Origin of the sequence: Bradyrhizobium icense (genome assembly GCF_001693385.1) — a bacterium.
Taxonomy (GTDB): domain Bacteria; phylum Pseudomonadota; class Alphaproteobacteria; order Rhizobiales; family Xanthobacteraceae; genus Bradyrhizobium; species Bradyrhizobium icense.
The window spans coordinates 3,642,267-3,661,205 of sequence record NZ_CP016428.1; the positions used below are offsets into that span (position 1 = coordinate 3,642,267).

The window sequence follows — 18,939 nt, forward strand, 5'->3', positions numbered from 1 at the left end:
GTCCACCCTACAAAGCGAATAAATTGGAGGGAATAAAATGCCCGCAGCCTTCTTCGTCGTCCGCGCCACCGTGTCCGATCCCGCCAGGCGTCAGGCCTTCGACGCCTGGTATTCGCGCGAGCATCTGCCGGATGCCATGAGATCGTTCGGCGCCGTGAAGGCGTGGCGCTACTGGAGCGCGACCGATCCGGCGCTGCACCACGCGATGTATCGATTTCCGGACCAGGCAGCGCTCGATCGCGCGATCGATGGGCCGGAGATGAAGCGGCTGGTCGCCGATTTCAACCGCGATTGGCCCGACGTGACACGCACGCGCGAGGTGCTTGTGCTGGCCGAGGAGCTTGTAGCGTAGGGGAATAGTTCAGGCGAACTCGCCGCCGGAGTTCGGCGAGCGACGGCGGATCGTCACAACTGCGCATGATGCAGAAATGCCGCAAAGCCGACGAAAGTTCCGCTGCAAGCAACAGTGCGCGAAAATAATCTTGGATCGACTCCGTTCGCAGCAAAGCTGAACACGCAGTTCACCGCGCATTCATCTCGGCGCATCGAAACTCTCTTTCTCGCACACAGCAAACGGGGAGGAAATGTGATGGAGCGCCGCCACTTTCTGAAACTCGCCTTTGGATTTGCCGCGGGCGGCGTCGCGCTCGCGGCGAGCGCGCAGGCCGCGCCGCTGATGCCGGCACCGCTCGCCGATGACGCGAAGCTACCCGCCAACAAGGATGCGCAACCCGCTGTCACCTCTGGCGCCGAGGTCGATCGCCTCACGCCCGAAGAAGTAGGCTGGCGTCGCCGTCACTGGCGCCGCCGTCACTGGGGCTGGCGCCGTCGTCGCTGGCGCCGCAGGCACTGGGGATGGCATCGCCGCCGCCGTCGTTGGCGCCGCCGTTACTGGCGCCGTCGTCGTTACTACTGGTAAGACTTCGCCGTGGATTGTTTAGAGAAGAAATAAAAAAGCCCCGCGCGAGCGGGGCTTTTTCGGGCTTTGAAAAATATCAGTAGGCGCGGCAGCGTCCATAGCGCCACACGGTGCCGTAGGGGCACACGCGGCCGGGCCGCACCACGACGGCCGGAGCTGCAGGCCGCACCACGACGACCGGGGCCGGCCGCCGAACAACGACCCGGCGATTGGGTTGGCAGCCTCCATAGGGGCCGCGATGCCAGCCGGGGCCGCATCCGCCCGCGGCTTCCGCCGCGCTGAAGCTGGCAACCGTGCCCAGGGCCAAAACTGCTGCGAAAAGGTACTTCATGTTTTCTCCCGTTCTTGGCCGCAAGGCGGCACGTTCGGAACCTAGTCACGAACGCCTGAATGGAACATGAATGTCGTGATTTGTAATGGCGCGATTTGTCATGGGGCTACAGCGAGAAATCCGAGCACCAGCTCGCCATATTTCGCCGGCGCTTCCAAAAAGACCAGATGCCCGGTGTTCGGGATCACCTCGGTCCGTGCGTGCGCCATTTTTGCGGCGAGCGCCTTGGCCAGCTCGGCGTTCTGCCCCATTTTCGGGCGCAGCGCCTCCGGTGCATTCGCTCTTCCCGGCGCGTTGTGATCGTCGGCGCCCATTACGAACAGCGTCGGCTGCGTGATCAGCGGGATCTCGTGCACGACCGGCTCGCGGTAGATCATCTGTGCAGAGCTGACGAACGCGCGCAGCCAGCGCGGATATTCGGCGCTGCCCTTGATGTTGAAACGCGCATCGATAAAGGGCGTGATCTGTTCTGGCGGCAGTTTTAGCGCGTAATTTCTCTCGAGCTGCTTGCGATAGGCTTCCGCTGTAAGTCTATCTTCGTTCTCCAAAATCTTCTCCGTCGGCGTCGGCGGCACGTAGAGCCGGTAATCCTCCAACCCGATCGGAGCCGTCAGCACCAGATGCGCGATCCGGTCGGGGTAGGCGCGTGCGATCCGCACCCCGAGCATGCTGCCGAGCGAATGGGCGACGATGTCGGCTTTGGCGATCTGCAGATGATCGAGCAGCGCGATCGTGTTGCGCGCCAGCGTATCGAAATGCAGCTCGCCTTGCGGCTTCGATGACTTTCCGAAGCCGATCTGGTCCGGCACGACGACACGATAGCCGGCATCGCTCAAGGTCTTGATGACCGGCGCCCAGTAGCTCGATGGAAAATTGCGGCCGTGCAGCAGCACCACGCTGCGTCCGTTCGGCTGCGCGGAAGCGACGTCCATATACGCCATCCGCACCTGCTCGCCGTCGTTGACGAGCGGCAGCATGTGGACGGGGTAGGGATAGGCAAAACCTTCGAGACCAATGCCGTAGGGTTCGCGCTGCGCGGATTCCGCGGCTCCGGCCGGCAGCAAGGGCTGAATGCAAAGGGCGGCGGTGAGCACGCCGGCAAGAATTGGTCGCATCGCAAACTCCATCTGAAGACGAAGTTGTATTGATGCCGATGCCAGGTGCCGTAAAGGCCGCGCAACTTCACATTTTGCGGAGATCAGGCCGCCTCATTCGGCGTTCAGCGCGGTCTTGAAATCGCCGCCAGTGTCGGTCGTGTGAAGATGCCTACGTCCAAGAAGCCATCACGAGAAAGCTTCGCTGCTCCCAAACAGCGCCGCGAACCGCTTTTCGCCGGTGCGGGTGAAATTCACGACGCGGCTGCCGGGCGCGTGATCGCGCGCCGCCCAGTTCAATTCGGTGAAGCGGTTCATCAGCGCGGCACCCAGCGTGCCGGCGAGATGGTGCCGCCGTTCGCTCCAGTCGAGACAGGCCTTGCATACGGGGCGACGCGGGTGGGCGAGCCTATCGGCGTCGATCTGCAGCGCCTCGGCCATGAAGCGCTTGCCCTCGCCGGTGAGTTCGATGGCCTGTCTGGTCTGGCGGACCAGCTTTTGCTTTCGCAAGCTGTCGAGCATCTGCACGCCGAGATCGCCGGCCAGATGATCGTAGCAGATCCGGGCGCGGCGCAGCGCCGGCTCCTTCGGCCCGGTGCGCACGCGCGTGTGCCCGGCGCGCTCGGCAAGGCCCGCCAGCCCTTCGAGCACGCCTGCAACATCGGGGCCGGTGAGGCGGTAATAGCGGTGACGGCCCTGCTTCTCCGGCTCGATCAGGCCGCCGGTCTCGAGCTTGGAGAGATGCGAACTCGCGGTCTGCGGCGTGATGCCGGCCTGGTGCGCCAGCTCGCTCGCCGTCAGCGCGCGGCCGTCCATCAGCGCGGTCAGCATGTTGGCGCGGGCGGGATCGCCGACCAGGGAGGCGATCATGGCGATGTCGGGACCTGCTTTCATAGTTCGATGATAGACGAAGCATCGGCGTGAGGCAAGCCGCTATGACGGAGAGAACCATCGGAGCACCACAATGACCGTCACCGTCTTCATCCGTTACCAACTCGACCCGTTCAAGCGCGCCCTGTTCGAAGAGTATTCAAGGAACTGGCTCACCATCATCCCGAAATGCGGCGGCGATCTGATCGGCTACTGGATGCCGCACGAAGGTACCAACAACATCGCCTTCGCGCTGATCTCGTTCGACAGCCTCGCGTCTTATGAAAGCTACCGCGCACGTCTCCGGACCGACAGCGAAGGCAAGGCCAATTTCGATTTTGCCGAGGCGAACAGGTTCATCCTCGCGGAGGAGCGGACGTTTCTGCGCAAGGTGGTGGCGTGAGACGTCTGGCGGAGCAGGCGCAGCGTTCCTATGTAGTCGGCGCCAACAAACGGAGGGGAGCGACCCATGCTGACATCTGCTGACAAACGCGCCGCATTCAGGAAGTTGCACGAGAGCGGATGCTTCATCATCCCCAATCCATTCGACGTCGGCAGCGCGAAGGCGTTGCAGCATCTCGGCTTCAAGGCGCTGGCTTCGACCAGCGCGGGCTTTGCCTGGACGCTGGGCAAGGCCGACAACCGCGTCACCGTCGACGACGTCTGCGCCCATCTCGCCGCGATCTGCGCGGCGCTCGATATTCCGGTCAATGCCGATTTCGAGGACGGCTTTGCGCACGAGCCGGACAAGGTCGGCGCCAATGTCGCGCGCGCCGTCAAGACCGGCGTGGCCGGCCTGTCGATCGAGGATTTTACCGGAGACAACGCAAAGCCGTTGTTCGATCATGCGCTGGCGGTCGATCGCATCCGCGCGGCGCGCCAGGCAATCGATGCTGACAATAGCGGCGTCCTGCTCACCGGCCGTTGCGAGGCATTCCTGCGCGGGCAGAAGGATTTGAAGCTCGTGATCGACCGGCTCACCGCCTATGCCGAAGCCGGCGCCGATTGCCTCTATGCGCCGGGCATCGCGACGGCGGAAGAGATTTCCGCCGTGGTGAAAGCGGTGCATCCAAAGCCCGTCAATCTCCTGGTCGGTGCGGCCGGCCCGTCGCTGCAGGCGGCCTCCGATCTCGGCGTCCGCCGCATCAGCGTCGGCGCTTCGCTGGCGCGGATGGCGTGGGCCGGCTTCATGAAGGCATCGAAAGAGATGGCGGAGAAGGGCACCTTCGGCGAATTCGCCAACGGCTATCCCGGCGGCGAGATCAACAAGATGTTCAGCTAGCCGCGCAAAGCGAAGCGCAAAAGAAAGCAGCGGGCGTTGGGCCCGCTGCAGTGCCAGTGTGTGTCCACTCTACTGCTTCGCGCGATCGACCTCCGTGCCGGTCGGGTTCTGCGACGGCTGCGTCGGGCGATTGGTCGCGGCGCCGGTGGTGGTACCCGGCTCGGTGTTCGCGCGCGGCGTTACGTCCCGCATGCCCGGAGGCACCGACGGATTGGCCGGCTGCGTCTGCTGCGCGGTCTGGTTGGTCGACGAGGTGCCGGCCTGCTGCACGGTGGTGTTGTTCAGGCCGTAGAACAGCGCGCCGAGTACGAGCGCGATGGCAACGGCGAATATCGCGACCCTGGTGCCACTCGGCGGACCTTCAGCCAGCGCGGGGTCGGGCTGCAACTCGTTGTCAAGATTGTTGAGCCGGGCCTGACGGCGGACTTCCTCATCGCTCAGGCCAGCGCGGTAGGGATCGTTCGGATCGGGTTGATGTGCCATGAATGGGTTCCTCCGTTAGGTCCCGAAGTCAAGCGTCGGGACAATGGCTGGCGTGCACGAATGTTCCGCGCCAACGTTGCAACCTCGTAATGTTGGAACCGATGTTCCGCGTTCCTCGGATGCTGCGCAGCGCCACAAGCGCGTTCACGCGCGTCTTCGACGCGCTCTGGCGGTGCGCTGCTGTTCCGGGCCCAGTTATCGAGGAAGCATCGGGTCCCGGCTCTGCGCTGCAGCGCTGAAGAAGCGCTGCATCGCGTCCGGGACACGATCATTTACGCCGCGCGTTCGCGACTTCCGCTGCCGTCACCAGCGGGGCAGCGTTGCCCCAGGCATTGCGAATATAGTTGGTGACGTCGGCGATCTCCTGGTCGGTCCACTTCGCATAGGCCGGCATCGATCCCTTGTTGGGCGCGCGCGGCGTCGTCACGGTCTCGGCGCCGTCGAGCATGATGCGCAGCGCAGAGGAGGCATCGGCCGACTGCAGATTGGCGTTGCCGGGCAGCGGCGGATAGATCCGCGGCGCGCCCGATCCGTCCTTTTCGTGGCAGGCGACACAGGCGCCGTTGTAGAGCTTTTCGCCCGCGGCCATTTGCGAAGGCAAGGGCGGAGTGACCTTCGGCTCCGGCGCACCCGCCGGCAGGTCTTTCAAATAGACCGCGATGGCGCGGACATCCGCATCGCTCATCTTCGAGGTCGAATTGACCACGACCTCCGACATCAGCTCTCCGGCATGGCTCTTGGCGTTGCGGCCGCTCTGCAGATATTCGGCGATATCTTCCACGCTCCAGGATTTCAGGCCGCTGCGCTCGGCGGCATCGAGCCGCGGCGCGAACATCCCCGCCACGCGCCCGCCGCCATAAGCCTGGCCGCGCTTGTCCGCGCCGAAAAAGTTCTTCGGCGTATGGCAGGCGCCGCAATGGGCGACGCCTTCGACCAGGTAGCGGCCGCGATTCCATTCCGCGCTCTTGGCCTGGTCCGGCATCAGGATGCCGGGCTTGAAGAACAGCCAGTTCCACCCGCGCATCACGAAGCGATAGCTGAACGGCCAGCGCAGCTCCGGCGCACGCGGTGCGTTTTTGACCGGCGTCAGCGTCGCCAGATAGGCGCGGATCGCAAGAATGTCCTGCCGCGTCAGTTTCGTAAAATTCGGGTACGGGAAGGCCGGGTAATAACGCGAGCCGTCGCGCGCCACGCCGAGGCGGAGCGCGCGGTAGAAATCGTCATCGCTCCACGCCCCAAGCCCGGTCTCGCGATCCGGCGTCAGGTTGGGCGCGTAGATGCCGCCGAACGGCGTGTCGATCCGCTTGCCCCCGGCGAACGGTTTTGCCGGATCGGCGGTGTGGCAGCTTGCGCAGTCGCCGGCTTCCGTCAGCGCCTTGCCGCGCGCGATGTTCTCGGCCGTCGCCGGTTCGCCCTTGGGCTGGGCATGACCTTCGCCGGCCATGAACGCAGTGCACAAAAGCAGTCCCGCGAGAATCGCCCGCATGGTCGTCCCTGCACCGATTGACCTTCCGGAGCGTTATAGCGCGAAAGCGTACACAGCGGGGGGCGCCATGCCGTTTCGCGCCGAGGCTTCCGGACGACACAAACCGAAAAGGGCTGCCGTTATTCCCGGCACGAAATTGCGATCTTTGAAAGCACGGCTCAGGCGGCGAGATTTGTGGTGCGCCCGCGGAAAAAATCGACATAGACTGGTTCTAATGAGTTCAGATGACTAGCTAAAAAAGCGTCGTCGCGATCAAGGCTTACCGCCAAAGAGGGCTGCAATGGGAATTAACCAGGGTCCGATCAGTCTCGATCAGAAGTACACGCAAGGGTCCGGCCACATCTTCCTGACCGGCATCCAGGCGCTGGTCCGCCTGCCGATGGCGCAAATCCGCCGCGACCGCGCCGCAGGGCTCAACACCGCAGGCTTCATCTCCGGCTACCGCGGCTCGCCGCTCGGCGGTTACGACCAGCAGCTCTTCGCCGCCCGAAAACATCTCGAACAATACAACATCATGTTCCAGCCCGGCGTGAACGAGGACCTCGCGGCCACCGCGATCTGGGGCTCGCAGCAGCTCAACCTTTCACCCGGCGCCAAGTACGACGGCGTGGTCGGCATCTGGTACGGCAAGGGCCCCGGCGTCGACCGCTGCGGCGACGTGTTCCGGCACGGCAACACGGCGGGCTCCGCGAAGAACGGCGGCGTGCTCTGCCTCGCCGGCGACGACCACGGCGCAAAGTCCTCGACCGTGCCGCATCAGTCGGACCACGCCTTCATCTCGGCGCTGATGCCCTATCTCTATCCGTCCAGCATCCACGAAATGATCGAGATGGGCCTCCTGGGTATCGCGATGTCGCGCTACTCCGGCTGCTGGGTCGGCATGAAGGTGATCACGGAGACGGTGGAGACCACCGCCGAGATCGACCTTACCGACGAGATGACCCCGTTCGCGATCCCGACCGATTTCGAGATGCCGCCTGGCGGCCTCAATTTGCGCTGGCCCGACGATCGCTATGCGCAGGACCTGCGCCTGCAGGACTACAAGGGCTATGCCGCGATCGCTTTCGCCCGCGCCAACAAGATCAACCGCATCACCATGGATTCGCCGAACGCCCGCTACGGCATCATGGCGTCCGGCAAGAGCTACGAGGACATCCGTCAGGCGCTGCGCGAACTCGGGATTACCGAGGAGGTCGCCGCCAAGATCGGCTTGCGGCTTTATAAGATCGGCATGCCCTGGCCGCTGGAGCCGGAAGGCGTACGGCAGTTCGCCGTCGGCCTCGAGGAAATCTTCATCGTTGAGGAACGCCGCGAGATCGTCGAGAACCAGGTCAAGCAGGAGCTGTTCAACTGGCGCGACGACGTCCGCCCGCGCATCGTCGGCAAGATGGACGACCACGACAAGCGTTTTCTCACTTTCGCCGCGGAGCTTTCCGTTGCCTCGTTGGCGAGTTCGCTGACCGAGCGCCTGCTCCGACTTAACCTCAATCCCGAAATCGCCGCGATGCTGCGTGCCAAGGCCGACTGGTTCAACGGCCGGCAGGCGACCCAGATGCAGGCGGTCGCCCCCGTCACCCGCACGCCGTATTTCTGCTCGGGCTGCCCGCACAACACTTCGACCAAGGTACCGGAAGGCAGCCGCGCCTTCGCCGGCATCGGCTGCCATTTCATGGCGCTGTGGATGGACCGCAACACCGAGACCTACACCCACATGGGAGGCGAGGGCGTGCCGTGGATCGGCGTCGCGCCCTTCACCAAGGAAGAGCACGTGTTCGCCAATCTCGGCGACGGCACCTACTTCCACTCCGGCAGCCTCGCGATCCGCCAGGCGATCGCCTCGGGTGCCAACATCACCTACAAGATCCTCTATAACGACGCGACCGCGATGACCGGCGGCCAGCATGTCGACGGCGAATTGTCGCCGCAGCAGATCACGTTCCAGCTTCACAGCGAGGGCATCCGCAACATCTATCTGGTCTCGGAAAACCCCGACGCCTATCCGGCCTCGGAGATCGCGCCCGGCGTCAAGACCGCGCACCGCGACGAGCTGCAGGACGTCATGAAGACCTGCCGCACGCTGAAGGGCACGTCGGCGATCGTATTCGTGCAGACCTGCGCCGCCGAAAAGCGCCGCCGCCGCAAGCGCGGCCTGATGGAGGATCCGGCCCGCCGCGTCATGATCAATCCGGCCGTCTGCGAAGGCTGCGGCGACTGCTCGGTGCAGTCGAACTGCATCTCGGTTGAGCCCTTGGAAACCGAGATGGGCCGCAAGCGCACCATCAACCAGTCGACCTGCAACAAGGACTATTCCTGCCTCAAGGGCTTTTGCCCGTCCTTCGTCACCATAGACGGTGGCAAGCCGCGCCGCCGTGCGCCGGCCAGCCTTGATGGTAAAGGTCTTGGCGACATCGGCGATCTGCCGGAGCCGACCTCACTCCCGTCGTTGGAGCGCCCCTACAACATCGCGGTCGGCGGCGTCGGCGGCACCGGTGTCTTGACCATCGGCGCGCTGCTCGGCATGGCCGCCCATATCGAGGGCAAGGCCAGCATGATCCTCGACATGTCGGGCCTGGCGCAAAAGGGCGGGGCGGTGCTCAGCCACGTCCGGCTCTCCGAACATACTGCCGACGTGACCTGTTCGCGGATCGTCACCGGCACGGCCGATCTCGTGATGGCCGCTGACGAAGTGGTCGCCGCCGCCAAGGACACCATCACGCTCTGCGAAGCCAGCCGCACCGTCGGCGTCATCAATACCCACGTGATCCCGACCGCCGACTTCATCCTCAACCGCGACTTCAATTTCCAGAGCCGCAAGGTCAACCACGTGCTGGAAACCGAGTTGCGCAAGGATTCCTCGTTCTACGATTTCACCAAGCCGGCCGAAGCGCTGCTCGGCGATTCCATCGCCACCAACATCATGATGCTGGGCTATGCCTACCAGAAGGGCCTGCTGCCGCTGTCGGCGAAGGCGATTCTGCAGGCAATCGAGGTCAACGGCGTCTCGATCAAGATGAACACGCAGGCCTTCCAGCTCGGCCGTCTCGCCGCGCACGATCCCGCGCGGCTTGAGGCGATGATGAAGGGCCAGGACGAGCCGGTGGTGGCGAAGGCGCTGGAGACGATGACGCTGGATGAGGTCATCGCCCACCGCAGCGCGTTCCTGACTGACTATCAGAATGCCGCGCTAGCCGGGCGCTATCGCGCTCTCGTGAAGCGTGTTCGCGATGCGGCGATCGACGGCGGCTATGGCGAGGCGCTGCCGCGCGCGGTTGCGATCAACTACGCAAAGCTGCTCGCCTACAAGGACGAGTACGAGGTGGCGCGGCTATTCACCGACGGACGGTTCGAAAAACAGCTCCGCGACCAGTTCGAAGGCGAGTTCAAGTTCAACTTCAATCTGGCGCCGCCCATTCTCGGCGGCGGCCTCGATGCGCTGGGCCGACCGAAGAAGCGCGCCTTCGGCGCGTGGATGATGCCGGTGTTCCGGACGCTGGCAAGGCTGCGCTTCCTGCGCGGCACGCCGCTCGACATCTTCGGCTACAGCGCCGACCGCAAGATCGAGCGCGAGTTGATCGCAGCGTACGAGAAGGACGTCGCCGCCGTGCTCGGCCTGTTGTCGCCGGTCACCCACGATACCGCGGTCGAAATTCTCTCGCTGCCCGACCGCATCCGCGGCTACGGCCCGGTGAAGGAAAAAGCGGTGCAGGACGCGAAAGCACGCCACGCGCGATTGACGGCCGATCTCGCCAATCCTCCGCCCGCGCCAAGGCAATTGGCAGCGGAGTGACTCTCGTGTCCCCGACGCGGTGCAGCGCTCTCGTCCGGTGCGTTGCGCCGCAGAGCTGGGGACCCATCTCGCCGCATAGGCCCCGGCTCAGCAGCGCTCGCGCCGCGCTGCGTCGGGGCACGAGAGCTGCGCAGGGTGGGCAAAGGCGCTCTTCGCGCCGTGCCCACCATCCAACGCTCCGCTCGTGAATGGTGGCGGAGCCTGTCATCGGGTGCGCATTCGCGCGACCCGTTGGCTTTGCCCACCCTACGAATTGCCCAATTGAATCAAAGCTTGTCCCCAGAGCTACGATAGGCTGTAGTCGCCATCAGCTTGCCACTGCGTTGACGCATTGCCTGCTTCGCACCAGCAACGGGTTAGCAGATGGACCAGCCCCTCGCCGACATCGGCATCATCTCCGCCTATCGCTTCGAAAGGGACGGCTCTGCGACGAAGCTCGACGTCGCCAACCTCGATGCGGAACTCGCCGATCCGCACGGCTGGCTGTGGCTGCATTTCAATCTATCCAACCGTCGCTGCCACGACTGGCTCGCCAGGGGTGCGCCGCTGTCCGATGTCGCGCGCGAGACCTTGCTCGATCCCGACGAGCATATCCGCCTCGATATTTTCGACGAGGAGATCGCCGGCGTTTTGCCCGACTTGCATCAGGAGTTCATGCAGGAGGGCGACGATCTCCTGCGGGTGCACTTTGCGATATCGTCAAGGCTGATGATCACGGCTCGGCGCAAGCCGCTGCGCGCGATCGAGCTGACGCGGCGTGCGCTCGATAGCGGCCGCAAGTTTCCCACCCCGGTGTCACTGTTCGATGCGATCGTCGACCAGTTCGCCGATGTGATCGGACGCTATTCGGCGAGCCTCGGGGACGAGCTCGACATCGTCGAGAATCATGTACTGCACGATGAGATCGACGATGAGCGGCTGCGGCTCGGCCGCGTGCGCTTGCAGGCGATCCGCACGCGGCGGCAGTTGTCGCAGATCCGTGCTCTGTTTCATCGCATGGAGGCGCGCGAGGACGTCGAATCCGAAATCCTGCTGTCGGCGATGCGCAAGCTTGCGCAGAAGTTCGACGCGCTCGACTACGAGTTCAGCGCAATCTACGAGCGCGCGCGGCTGCTGCAGGACGAGATCGCCGGCCGCATGACGGCGATCACCAACCGCCGCCTGTTCACGCTGTCGGTCCTGACCGCGTGCATGCTGCCTTCGACGCTGGTCACCGGCTTCTTCGGCATGAACACCAAGGACATGCCATTCCAGACCGGCGACGGCGGCACCTGGTACGCGCTTCTGCTGGTGATCGCCGCGGGAGCACTGACCTGGTGGCTGCTCAGGCGGACCAAGGCCCTGTAGGCCGATCGACGCCGAAACCGTACTCGGCGCGCTATCGCCGGTGACACATGACGCCGCCGTCGAGCTCCTGTCCTTGCCCGACCGATCGGTCCGTGTCCCGGACGCGGCGCAACGCGCCGTGCCCACCGTCTCACACTCCACTCGTGAGGGTGAGCAACGACTAGCCTGTCGCTGGCAGTCGATGTATAATCATCGCCATGGGTTGGGATGCGAACGACGTAGCACTGCTCAAGAAACTCTGGGCCGATGGCCACAGTGCCGGGCAGATCGCAAATCGGTTAGGCCTTAGCCGCAACGCCGTGAGCGCCAAGTTGAAGCGCATGGGCCAGAAGCGCGGTCGTAAGCCGCCAACCGCAAACCCCAGGATCGTGTCGGTGCCGAAGCGAAAGGTGGCGCCGTTGGTGGCCTGTGCGCGCCCGGCGGACAAGGTCGTCTCTCAGCGCAAGCCGACAGCAACGCAGCCCAAGGAATTCACCAAGCGCCAGCTTTACGCCATGCTGGTCGATGCGGTCAGGAATACCGGCTGACGCACATCGGCGTGCGCCGATCATGCGGCGCGCATACAAGACCGCCCCAAAACCCGCTGCGCCAAAACACGAATTTCACCAGCCGATTCAACGTGATTTGGGTCGTCCAGATCGCACGGCGAAAATAAACCGTTTCTCATTACCCCCAAATCAGTTCCATGTTCGCGCCATCCCGCCTCATCGAAGAGGGGCGTACGCGTCGTCACGATACGTGGAGTGCGGGGAGCGGTGGACGCGAGGGCGCTCGCGCGCGCGAGGCATTGCAGGGCGGCCTCAAGCTTGGTCTTGGGGCTGAGAGCAATCAATCAGCGCAGGACGAGCGGCGCATTTCGCGTACGGCAAAACCGTGTGGTCCTGGCACCCGTGGCTGGTGTCAAGCCGGCGGAAGATTTGCGATCCCAACCGGGCTCGCCAAAACCTTCAATCCGCCGGCGATGGAGGCAAAACGAATTGGTCTCCAGGGAGAGCGCGGCATAAGCTGTCAAGCCACTGCGCAGGGAAGGCCGGTTGTTTCGGCTGATACCTGTATGCTCGTGTGCGTATCTTTGCGCATTGCCTGCACACAAGACCGCGGGTGCCAGCCAGCACCCGGCGTTTCCTGCGCCCTCTCGACAAGGAGCGGGCAAGCGATCAGGTACAACTCGGGCGCGTCGCGCCGCGAGAACGCATAGGCGTGAAACGTGAAGCCGAACGGCGGAACGCTCGCTTCGGCCTGATACGATTTCCGCGGATAATCATCCCGACTTGAGTCCAGTCGCTACCCTCTCGCCCGGCGGAATATTTCCGCGCTTGCCAAGGTCCGCCCGACAGGCCAGAAAACTTTCGGAAAGAAGAAACGCCAACGGAGAACGATTTGACCATCAAAGGCAAAGCCTACATTGCCGGAATCTACGAGCATCCCACCCGGCACGCACCCGATAAATCAACGGCACAGTTGCACGCCGAGGTCGCCAAGGGTGCGATCGAGGACGCCGGGCTCACCAAAGCCGATATCGACGGCTATTTCTGTGCCGGCGATGCGCCCGGCGGTGCTTGGCCGATGGTCGATTACCTCGGATTGAAGGTGCGCCACGTCGATTCCACCGAAACCGGCGGCTGCTCCTATTTGATCCATCTCGGCCATGCAGCCGAAGCGATCGCCGCCGGCAAGTGCTCGATCGCGCTGGTCACGCTCGCCGGCAAGCCGCGCACCGGCCCGATGCCGCCGCGTGCCGCTGGCGCGGAGGCTGATTTCGAGGCGGCCTATGGCGCCACCACCCACAATGCCTATGGCATGTGTGCCATGCGCCATATGCACGACTACGGCACCACCAGCGAGCAGCTCGCCTGGATCAAGGTCGCGGCTTCGCATCATGCCCAGTACAACCCGCATGCGATGCTGAAGGAGGTTGTCACCGTCGAGGACGTCATCAACTCGCCGATGATCTCCGATCCCTTGCACCGCATGGACTGCTGCGTCGTCACCGATGGCGGCGGTGCGATGATTGTGACCACGCCGGAAATCGCCAAAAGTTTGAAGAAGCCGCTGGTGCGCCTGATCGGCCATGGCGAGGCGATGAAGGGTCCGCGCGGCGGCAAGGATCTCGATCTTACGTATTCCGCCGGCGTTTGGTCCGGCCCGCGCGCCTTCGAGGAAGCGGGCGTGACGCCGAAGGACATCAAGTATGCTTCGATCTACGACAGCTTCACCATCACGGTGCTGATGCAGCTCGAAGATCTCGGCTTCTGCAAGAAGGGCGAGGGCGGCAAGTTCGTCGCCGACGGCAATCTGATCTCCGGCGTCGGCAAGCTGCCGTTCAACACCGACGGCGGCGGTCTCTGCAGCAACCACCCCGTCAACCGCGGCGGCATGACGAAAATCCTCGAAGCCGTCCGGCAACTGCGCGGCGAAGCCCATCCGAAGGTGCAGGTGCCGAACTGCGACCTCGCGATCGCCCATGGTACGGGCGGACTTCTCGGCGTGCGTCACGCCGCCTCAACCTGCATTCTGGAGCGCGTGTGATGGCTGAAACGAAGAAATATCCGGCGCCGGTGACCAATCCCGAAACCGCGCCGTTCTGGGAAGCGGCCAAGGCCGGCAAGTTCATGATCAAGCGCTGCACGGCTTGCGGCGAGGCGCACTACTTCCCACGCTCGATCTGCCCGTTCTGCTTCTCTGACAAGACGGTGTGGGAGGAGGCTTCCGGCGAGGCCACGGTCTACACCTACAGCCTGATGCGCAAATCGCCGACCGGGCCGTATGCGATCGCCTATGTCACCTTGAAGGAAGGCCCGTCGCTGCAGACCAACATCGTCGATTGCGATCTAACGAGCCTGAAGATCGGCCAGAAGGTGAAGCTGGTGTGGAAGCCGACCGACGGCGCACCGCTACCGTTCTTCACCGCGGCTTGACGGAATTGTCCGCACTGCGCGCCAAACCAAAGGTCGTCATCCCCGCCATCGGGTCGCGCGAATGCGCGCCCGATGACAGGCTCCAGCGGGGATTCACTAAACGCCGGTGGTTACTGGACGCCCGCTTTTCGCGGGGGTGACGAGGAGCGATTGGGGAGAAGAAACGAAATGCCTATCAACTACGAACAGCTCATGGCCCTGAAAAATCTCGGCCAGAAGTATGCCTATACCGATCGCGAGGTGATGCTCTACGCCTACGGCATCGGCATGGGCGCCGATCCGATGGATGAGAACGAACTCGCCTTCGTCAACGAGGGCACGCTGACGCCGCGGCCTCTGAAGGTCGTGCCGACCTTCGCCTCGGTGGCCGCCTGGGGCTCGAGCCCCGGCGAGATGAACCTCAACCGCGTGATGGTGGTCGACGGCGAGCGCGACATCACGTTCCACAAGCCGCTGCCGAGCGCGGCCAAGATCACGGCCGACTCCACCGTGCTCGACGTCTTCGACAAGGGTAAGGACAAGGGCGCCGTCATCCGGCACCAGACCGTGCTGAAGGATGAGAACGGCGAGAAGCTGGCGACGCTCGTCGCTTCGCGTTTCGCCCGCGGCGACGGCGGCTTTGGCGGCCCGTCCGAAGGCCAGCCCGAGCCGCACAAGGTGCCGAGTCGGGCGCCCGACAAGATCGTCGACATCACGACGCGGCCGGATCAGGCGCTGGTCTACCGCCTGTGCGGCGACCGCAATCCGCTGCATTCCGATCCCGAGTTCGCCAGGAAGGCCGGCTTTCCGCGGCCGATCCTGCACGGCATGTGCACCTACGGCATCACCTGCCGCGGCGTGCTGCAGACCTACGCCGATTACGATCCGTCCGCCTTCAAGCAGCACGTCGCGCGGTTTTCCTCGCCGGTCTATCCCGGCGAGACCGTGACGATGGAGTTGTGGAAGGACGGCAACGTCGTCTCGTTCCAAGCCAAGGTGAACGCGAGGGGCGTCACCGTGATCAAGAGCGGCAAGACGGTGCTGGGTTAGAGGCGAGGGCGGTGCGCTCCCTCGCCCCGCTCTTGCGGGGAGAGGGTTGGGGTGAGGGGCTCTCACCGCGAGCTGTGAAAGAGGTGAGACCTGTACCCCTCACCCGGATCGCAAGGGCGATCCGACCTCTCCCCGCAAGCGGGGCGAGGTAAGGAAGAGAAGGAAGAACGGGAGAACGCACCATGGGATTGCTTGACGGCAAGGTTGCCATCATCACCGGCGCAGGCGGCGGGCTCGGTGAGGCCTACGCCAAATTGTTCGCGCGCGAGGGCGCGGCGGTCGTAGTCAACGACCTCGGCGGTCCCCGCGACGGTTCCGGCGCCGATGTGTCGATGGCTCAGAAGGTGGTCAACGCCATCAAGGAAGAGGGCGGCCGCGCAGTCGCCAATGGCGCCGACATCTCGACCATGGCGGGCGGACAATCGGTGTTCGACGACGCCATCAAGAATTTCGGCCGCGCCGATATCCTGGTCAACAACGCGGGCATCCTGCTCGACGAGACGTTCGCCAAGGCCAAGGAGGCCAATTGGGACAAGGTGATCAGGGTGCATCTTAAAGGCACGTTCTGCTGCACCCAGCCGGTGTTCAAATGGATGCGCGAGAACGGTGGCGGCGTCATCGTCAACACCTCCTCGACCTCGGGCCTGATCGGAAATTTTGGCCAGACCAACTATGGCGCCGCCAAGGGCGGTATCTGGGGGCTGTCGAATGTGCTGGCGATCGAGGGCCGCAAGTACAATATCCGGATCTGGACGCTGGCCCCGGGCGCGCTGACCCGCATGACCGCAGACCTGCCGCGCTATAAGGAGAACCCCGGCGCCGCGCTCGGCCCGGACGGCATCGCGCCCGCCGTGCTATACATGGTCAGCGATTTGTCGGGCGACCAGACCGGCAAGGTGCTCGGCGTCTCCGGCCCGCGCGGGGTGCGCGAAATGCGGATGATGGAAATGGAAGGCTGGAAGCCGCCGTTCACGGGGTGGAAGGCCGAGGACATCGTGACCCATGCCAAGGAGATCTTCTTCTCCGAAGAGCAGATCAAGATGGGCGCGCGCCGGTTCTAGTTCTTCCCGGTAGAGGAGAGGTGCGCCATGCTCGCGTTGCGCCCTGCACGTCCGGAAGAAGGGCCTGCTCTCACTGAGCTGTGCCTGCGCTCCAAAGCCGTGTGGGGATATGACGACACGTTCATGCAAGCCTGCGGCAAGGAGCTCACGCTGACACCGGCGACCATTCTGGCGTCCCACGTGCAGGTGGCCGAGCTGGACGGCCGTCTCGCGGGCGTCGCGGAGGTGAAATCCAGTGGCGACACGGCCCAGCTTGAGAAACTGTTTGTCGAACCGGGCTTGCTGCGCACCGGTGCGGGCCGAAAGCTGCTCGATTGGGCCAAAGCCACCGCCCGGGCGGCCGGCGCTACTGCGCTGGTCATCGAGGCTGATCCTGACGCGGCCGACTTTTACCGCCGCATGGGGGCCGTCGACGACGGCCTTGTTCCATCGGGCTCCATCCCGGGCAGGCTCATTCCGAGGCTCAATCTGCCGCTTTGAGGCACAGGTTAGTTGGTGATATCCATGCCGCAGATGCTCCATTCCGTTAGCCCCTGCCAAAGAAGGTAATCATGAAACTCACCGCCCAGGCTGCAGGCACCTTTGCGATTGCGCCGACACCGTTCCACGATGACGGCCGGATCGACGAGAAATCCATCGATCGCCTGACCGACTTCTACGCCGAAGTCGGCTGCGACGGCGTCACCGTGCTCGGTATCTTGGGCGAGGCGCCAAAGCTCGATGCCGCCGAGGCAGAGCAGGTGGCGATCCGCTTCGTCAAGCGTGCCAAGAACATGCAGATCATTGTCGGCGTCTCCGCGCCGGGCTTCGCCTCGATGTGCTCGCTGGCGAAAGCGTCGATGGATGCCGGCGCCGCCGGCGTGATGATCGCGCCGCCGCCGCACCTTCGCACCGACGACCAGATCACGGGCTATTTCAAGCAGGCGCAGGAAGCGATCGGCGACGAGATTCCCTGGGTGCTGCAGGATTATCCGCTGACGCTCAACGTCATCTTCACGCCTGCCGTGATCCGCAAGATCGTGATGGATAGTCCGTCCTGCGTCATGCTCAAGCATGAGGACTGGCCGGGCCTGGAGAAGATCTCCACGCTCCGTAACTTCCAGAAGGACGGCTCGCTGCGGCCGCTCTCGATCCTGGTCGGCAACGGCGGACTGTTCCTCGATTTCGAAATGGAGCGCGGCGCCGACGGCGCCATGACCGGCTACGCATTCCCGGAACTTTTGATCGACGTCGTCAAACTGTCGAAGGCCGGCAAGCGCGATGCCGCGCACGATTTGTTCGACGCGCATCTGCCGTTGATCCGTTACGAGCAGCAGCCAGGCGCGGGCCTGTCGGTGCGTAAATACGTGCTGCAGAAACGTGGCATCATCTCCTCCAGCGCGCAGCGCAAGCCGGGTGCGACGATTACGGCGACCGCAAAGGCGGAAGTCGACTATCTGTTGTCGCGGGTGGCGCGCGTCGACCGCCGTGCCAACCTGCAACCGCAGTCCAGCGCAGCGGGTTAGTCCAATGGCCGAAGCCGTCGCCCCGCGTCCTGCATCCACCATCCTGCTGCTGCGCGACAGCGCGGAGCGAGCGGAGATCGAGGTCTTCATGATGGTTCGCCATTATGAGATCGACTTCAATTCCGGCGCGCTGGTGTTTCCCGGCGGTAGTGTCGACAAGGGCGACAAGGAGATCATCGCTAGACCCGAACTCTATTCGGGCGGCGAGGGGCTCGATGAAGCCACGCTGAGTTTCCGTATCGCGGCGATCCGCGAAACGTTTGAGGAGAGCGGCATCCTGCTGGCGCGGGCCAAGGGGGCGACGGCGCTGGTCGATGCCAAGCGTGCCAGCAAGATCGAGGCGGCGCATCGCGCCGACCTCTGCGACAGCAAGATCAGCTTCCTCCAGGTGCTGACGGACAACGGCATGGTGCTGGCGCTCGACGAGCTCGTTCCTTACGCGCACTGGATCACGCCGGAGGGCATGCCCAAGCGGTTCGACACCTGGTTTTTCCTCGCCGCTGCCCCGCCTGAACAGGTCGGCGCCCATGACGGCAGGGAATCCACCGACTCGATCTGGGTGTCGCCGCGTGAAGCGCTTGAAGGCGGCGAGAGCGGGCGCTTCAAGCTGCCGTTCCCGACCACCCGCAACCTGATCAAGCTCGGCAAGCAGGCAACCGTAAAGGCTGCGTTGGATGACAGCCGCGGAAAATCCGTCGTCACGGTGACGCCTGTCATGACGAGGAACAATGGCGGCCGGCAGCTCCGTATCCCCCTCGAAGCCGGTTATGACGGCGACGTGTTCGAGGTCGGCTCCGTCGGCTGACGCGTCCCAAATCGCCTCGGTG

At 64.1% G+C, this 18,939-nt stretch carries 19 protein-coding genes; 14 read left to right on the forward strand and 5 right to left on the reverse strand.

What is annotated here, in order from left to right; translation table 11 throughout:
* Nucleotides 1-37 precede the first annotated feature (37 nt).
* Both LMTR13_RS17085 and LMTR13_RS17090 read left to right on the forward strand, forming a co-directional pair.
* Nucleotides 38-352, forward strand: a complete 315-nt coding sequence (locus LMTR13_RS17085) for an EthD domain-containing protein (RefSeq protein WP_065728868.1) — start codon at nucleotides 38-40, stop codon at nucleotides 350-352.
* Nucleotides 353-589: 237 nt separating this feature from the next.
* The gene (locus LMTR13_RS17090; protein WP_065728869.1) at nucleotides 590-919 is read left to right on the forward strand and encodes a twin-arginine translocation signal domain-containing protein; all 330 of its coding nucleotides are present in this window, start codon (nucleotides 590-592) and stop codon (nucleotides 917-919) included.
* A 76-nt stretch (nucleotides 920-995) separates the two neighbouring features.
* Here the strand turns inward: LMTR13_RS17090 and LMTR13_RS17095 are convergent, their stop codons facing one another.
* The 3 genes from LMTR13_RS17095 to LMTR13_RS17105 form a co-directional block, all read right to left on the reverse strand.
* Entirely contained in the window at nucleotides 996-1,250 is a 255-nt protein-coding gene (locus LMTR13_RS17095) for a GCG_CRPN prefix-to-repeats domain-containing protein (protein WP_065728870.1), read from the reverse strand.
* Nucleotides 1,251-1,348: 98 nt separating this feature from the next.
* The gene (locus LMTR13_RS17100; protein ID WP_065732750.1) at nucleotides 1,349-2,365 is read right to left on the reverse strand and encodes an alpha/beta fold hydrolase; all 1,017 of its coding nucleotides are present in this window, start codon (nucleotides 2,363-2,365) and stop codon (nucleotides 1,349-1,351) included.
* A 168-nt stretch (nucleotides 2,366-2,533) separates the two neighbouring features.
* Nucleotides 2,534-3,238, reverse strand: a complete 705-nt coding sequence (locus tag LMTR13_RS17105; protein ID WP_065728871.1) for an ArsR/SmtB family transcription factor — start codon at nucleotides 3,236-3,238, stop codon at nucleotides 2,534-2,536.
* A 70-nt stretch (nucleotides 3,239-3,308) separates the two neighbouring features.
* On the opposite strand from LMTR13_RS17105, the gene LMTR13_RS17110 reads away from it, so the two are divergent.
* Nucleotides 3,309-3,617: an NIPSNAP family protein gene (locus LMTR13_RS17110; protein ID WP_065728872.1), complete on the forward strand. Its 309-nt coding sequence runs from the start codon at nucleotides 3,309-3,311 to the stop codon at nucleotides 3,615-3,617.
* A gap of 66 nt (nucleotides 3,618-3,683) precedes the next feature.
* Nucleotides 3,684-4,496 carry an isocitrate lyase/PEP mutase family protein gene (locus tag LMTR13_RS17115; protein WP_065728873.1) on the forward strand — a complete coding sequence of 271 codons (813 nt, stop codon included), beginning with the start codon at nucleotides 3,684-3,686 and terminating at the stop codon, nucleotides 4,494-4,496.
* Nucleotides 4,497-4,565: 69 nt separating this feature from the next.
* Here LMTR13_RS17115 and LMTR13_RS17120 read toward each other — a convergent pair whose 3' ends face one another.
* Complete coding sequence (locus tag LMTR13_RS17120) at nucleotides 4,566-4,979, reverse strand: hypothetical protein (protein ID WP_065728874.1); 414 nt, start codon at nucleotides 4,977-4,979, stop codon at nucleotides 4,566-4,568.
* A gap of 268 nt (nucleotides 4,980-5,247) precedes the next feature.
* A complete protein-coding gene (locus LMTR13_RS17125; RefSeq protein ID WP_065728875.1) occupies nucleotides 5,248-6,465 on the reverse strand; it encodes a cytochrome c in 1,218 nt (405 codons plus the stop codon).
* 280 nt (nucleotides 6,466-6,745) lie between these two features.
* Between LMTR13_RS17125 and LMTR13_RS17130 the strand changes: the two genes are divergently transcribed.
* From LMTR13_RS17130 to LMTR13_RS17175, 10 genes are all read left to right on the forward strand, one after another.
* Nucleotides 6,746-10,252 (forward strand): indolepyruvate ferredoxin oxidoreductase family protein, encoded by a 3,507-nt coding sequence (locus LMTR13_RS17130; protein ID WP_065728876.1) that lies wholly within the window; start codon nucleotides 6,746-6,748, stop codon nucleotides 10,250-10,252.
* 363 nt (nucleotides 10,253-10,615) lie between these two features.
* Nucleotides 10,616-11,599, forward strand: coding sequence for a CorA family divalent cation transporter (locus LMTR13_RS17135; protein WP_065728877.1), 984 nt, complete (start codon nucleotides 10,616-10,618; stop codon nucleotides 11,597-11,599).
* Nucleotides 11,600-11,796: 197 nt separating this feature from the next.
* Nucleotides 11,797-12,126 carry a GcrA family cell cycle regulator gene (locus LMTR13_RS17140; protein ID WP_065728878.1) on the forward strand — a complete coding sequence of 110 codons (330 nt, stop codon included), beginning with the start codon at nucleotides 11,797-11,799 and terminating at the stop codon, nucleotides 12,124-12,126.
* Between the two features lie 853 nt (nucleotides 12,127-12,979).
* Nucleotides 12,980-14,128 carry a thiolase domain-containing protein gene (locus LMTR13_RS17145; RefSeq protein WP_065728879.1) on the forward strand — a complete coding sequence of 383 codons (1,149 nt, stop codon included), beginning with the start codon at nucleotides 12,980-12,982 and terminating at the stop codon, nucleotides 14,126-14,128.
* Nucleotides 14,128-14,517, forward strand: coding sequence for a Zn-ribbon domain-containing OB-fold protein (locus LMTR13_RS17150; protein WP_065728880.1), 390 nt, complete (start codon nucleotides 14,128-14,130; stop codon nucleotides 14,515-14,517). The genes LMTR13_RS17145 and LMTR13_RS17150 overlap by 1 nt, the downstream gene beginning before the upstream one ends.
* A gap of 168 nt (nucleotides 14,518-14,685) precedes the next feature.
* A complete protein-coding gene (locus LMTR13_RS17155; RefSeq protein ID WP_065728881.1) occupies nucleotides 14,686-15,546 on the forward strand; it encodes a MaoC/PaaZ C-terminal domain-containing protein in 861 nt (286 codons plus the stop codon).
* A gap of 182 nt (nucleotides 15,547-15,728) precedes the next feature.
* Entirely contained in the window at nucleotides 15,729-16,607 is an 879-nt protein-coding gene (locus LMTR13_RS17160) for an SDR family oxidoreductase (RefSeq protein WP_065728882.1), read from the forward strand.
* A gap of 27 nt (nucleotides 16,608-16,634) precedes the next feature.
* Complete coding sequence (locus LMTR13_RS17165) at nucleotides 16,635-17,087, forward strand: GNAT family N-acetyltransferase (RefSeq protein WP_065728883.1); 453 nt, start codon at nucleotides 16,635-16,637, stop codon at nucleotides 17,085-17,087.
* 71 nt (nucleotides 17,088-17,158) lie between these two features.
* Nucleotides 17,159-18,112, forward strand: coding sequence for a dihydrodipicolinate synthase family protein (locus tag LMTR13_RS17170; RefSeq protein ID WP_065728884.1), 954 nt, complete (start codon nucleotides 17,159-17,161; stop codon nucleotides 18,110-18,112).
* A 4-nt stretch (nucleotides 18,113-18,116) separates the two neighbouring features.
* Entirely contained in the window at nucleotides 18,117-18,917 is an 801-nt protein-coding gene (locus tag LMTR13_RS17175) for an NUDIX hydrolase (protein WP_065728885.1), read from the forward strand.
* Nucleotides 18,918-18,939: the final 22 nt, after the last annotated feature.

Bases quoted from the DNA above. Each gene is read 5' to 3' on its own strand.
- LMTR13_RS17085 (WP_065728868.1), top strand. From the start codon at position 38: ATGCCCGCAGCCTTCTTCGTCGTCCGCGCCACCGTGTCCGATCCCGCC.
- LMTR13_RS17090 (WP_065728869.1), top strand. From the start codon at position 590: ATGGAGCGCCGCCACTTTCTGAAACTCGCCTTTGGATTTGCCGCGGGC.
- LMTR13_RS17095 (WP_065728870.1), bottom strand. From the start codon at position 1,250: ATGAAGTACCTTTTCGCAGCAGTTTTGGCCCTGGGCACGGTTGCCAGC.
- LMTR13_RS17100 (WP_065732750.1), bottom strand. From the start codon at position 2,365: ATGCGACCAATTCTTGCCGGCGTGCTCACCGCCGCCCTTTGCATTCAG.
- LMTR13_RS17105 (WP_065728871.1), bottom strand. From the start codon at position 3,238: ATGAAAGCAGGTCCCGACATCGCCATGATCGCCTCCCTGGTCGGCGAT.
- LMTR13_RS17110 (WP_065728872.1), top strand. From the start codon at position 3,309: ATGACCGTCACCGTCTTCATCCGTTACCAACTCGACCCGTTCAAGCGC.
- LMTR13_RS17115 (WP_065728873.1), top strand. From the start codon at position 3,684: ATGCTGACATCTGCTGACAAACGCGCCGCATTCAGGAAGTTGCACGAG.
- LMTR13_RS17120 (WP_065728874.1), bottom strand. From the start codon at position 4,979: ATGGCACATCAACCCGATCCGAACGATCCCTACCGCGCTGGCCTGAGC.
- LMTR13_RS17125 (WP_065728875.1), bottom strand. From the start codon at position 6,465: ATGCGGGCGATTCTCGCGGGACTGCTTTTGTGCACTGCGTTCATGGCC.
- LMTR13_RS17130 (WP_065728876.1), top strand. From the start codon at position 6,746: ATGGGAATTAACCAGGGTCCGATCAGTCTCGATCAGAAGTACACGCAA.
- LMTR13_RS17135 (WP_065728877.1), top strand. From the start codon at position 10,616: ATGGACCAGCCCCTCGCCGACATCGGCATCATCTCCGCCTATCGCTTC.
- LMTR13_RS17140 (WP_065728878.1), top strand. From the start codon at position 11,797: ATGGGTTGGGATGCGAACGACGTAGCACTGCTCAAGAAACTCTGGGCC.
- LMTR13_RS17150 (WP_065728880.1), top strand. From the start codon at position 14,128: ATGGCTGAAACGAAGAAATATCCGGCGCCGGTGACCAATCCCGAAACC.
- LMTR13_RS17155 (WP_065728881.1), top strand. From the start codon at position 14,686: ATGCCTATCAACTACGAACAGCTCATGGCCCTGAAAAATCTCGGCCAG.
- LMTR13_RS17160 (WP_065728882.1), top strand. From the start codon at position 15,729: ATGGGATTGCTTGACGGCAAGGTTGCCATCATCACCGGCGCAGGCGGC.
- LMTR13_RS17165 (WP_065728883.1), top strand. From the start codon at position 16,635: ATGCTCGCGTTGCGCCCTGCACGTCCGGAAGAAGGGCCTGCTCTCACT.
- LMTR13_RS17170 (WP_065728884.1), top strand. From the start codon at position 17,159: ATGAAACTCACCGCCCAGGCTGCAGGCACCTTTGCGATTGCGCCGACA.
- LMTR13_RS17175 (WP_065728885.1), top strand. From the start codon at position 18,117: ATGGCCGAAGCCGTCGCCCCGCGTCCTGCATCCACCATCCTGCTGCTG.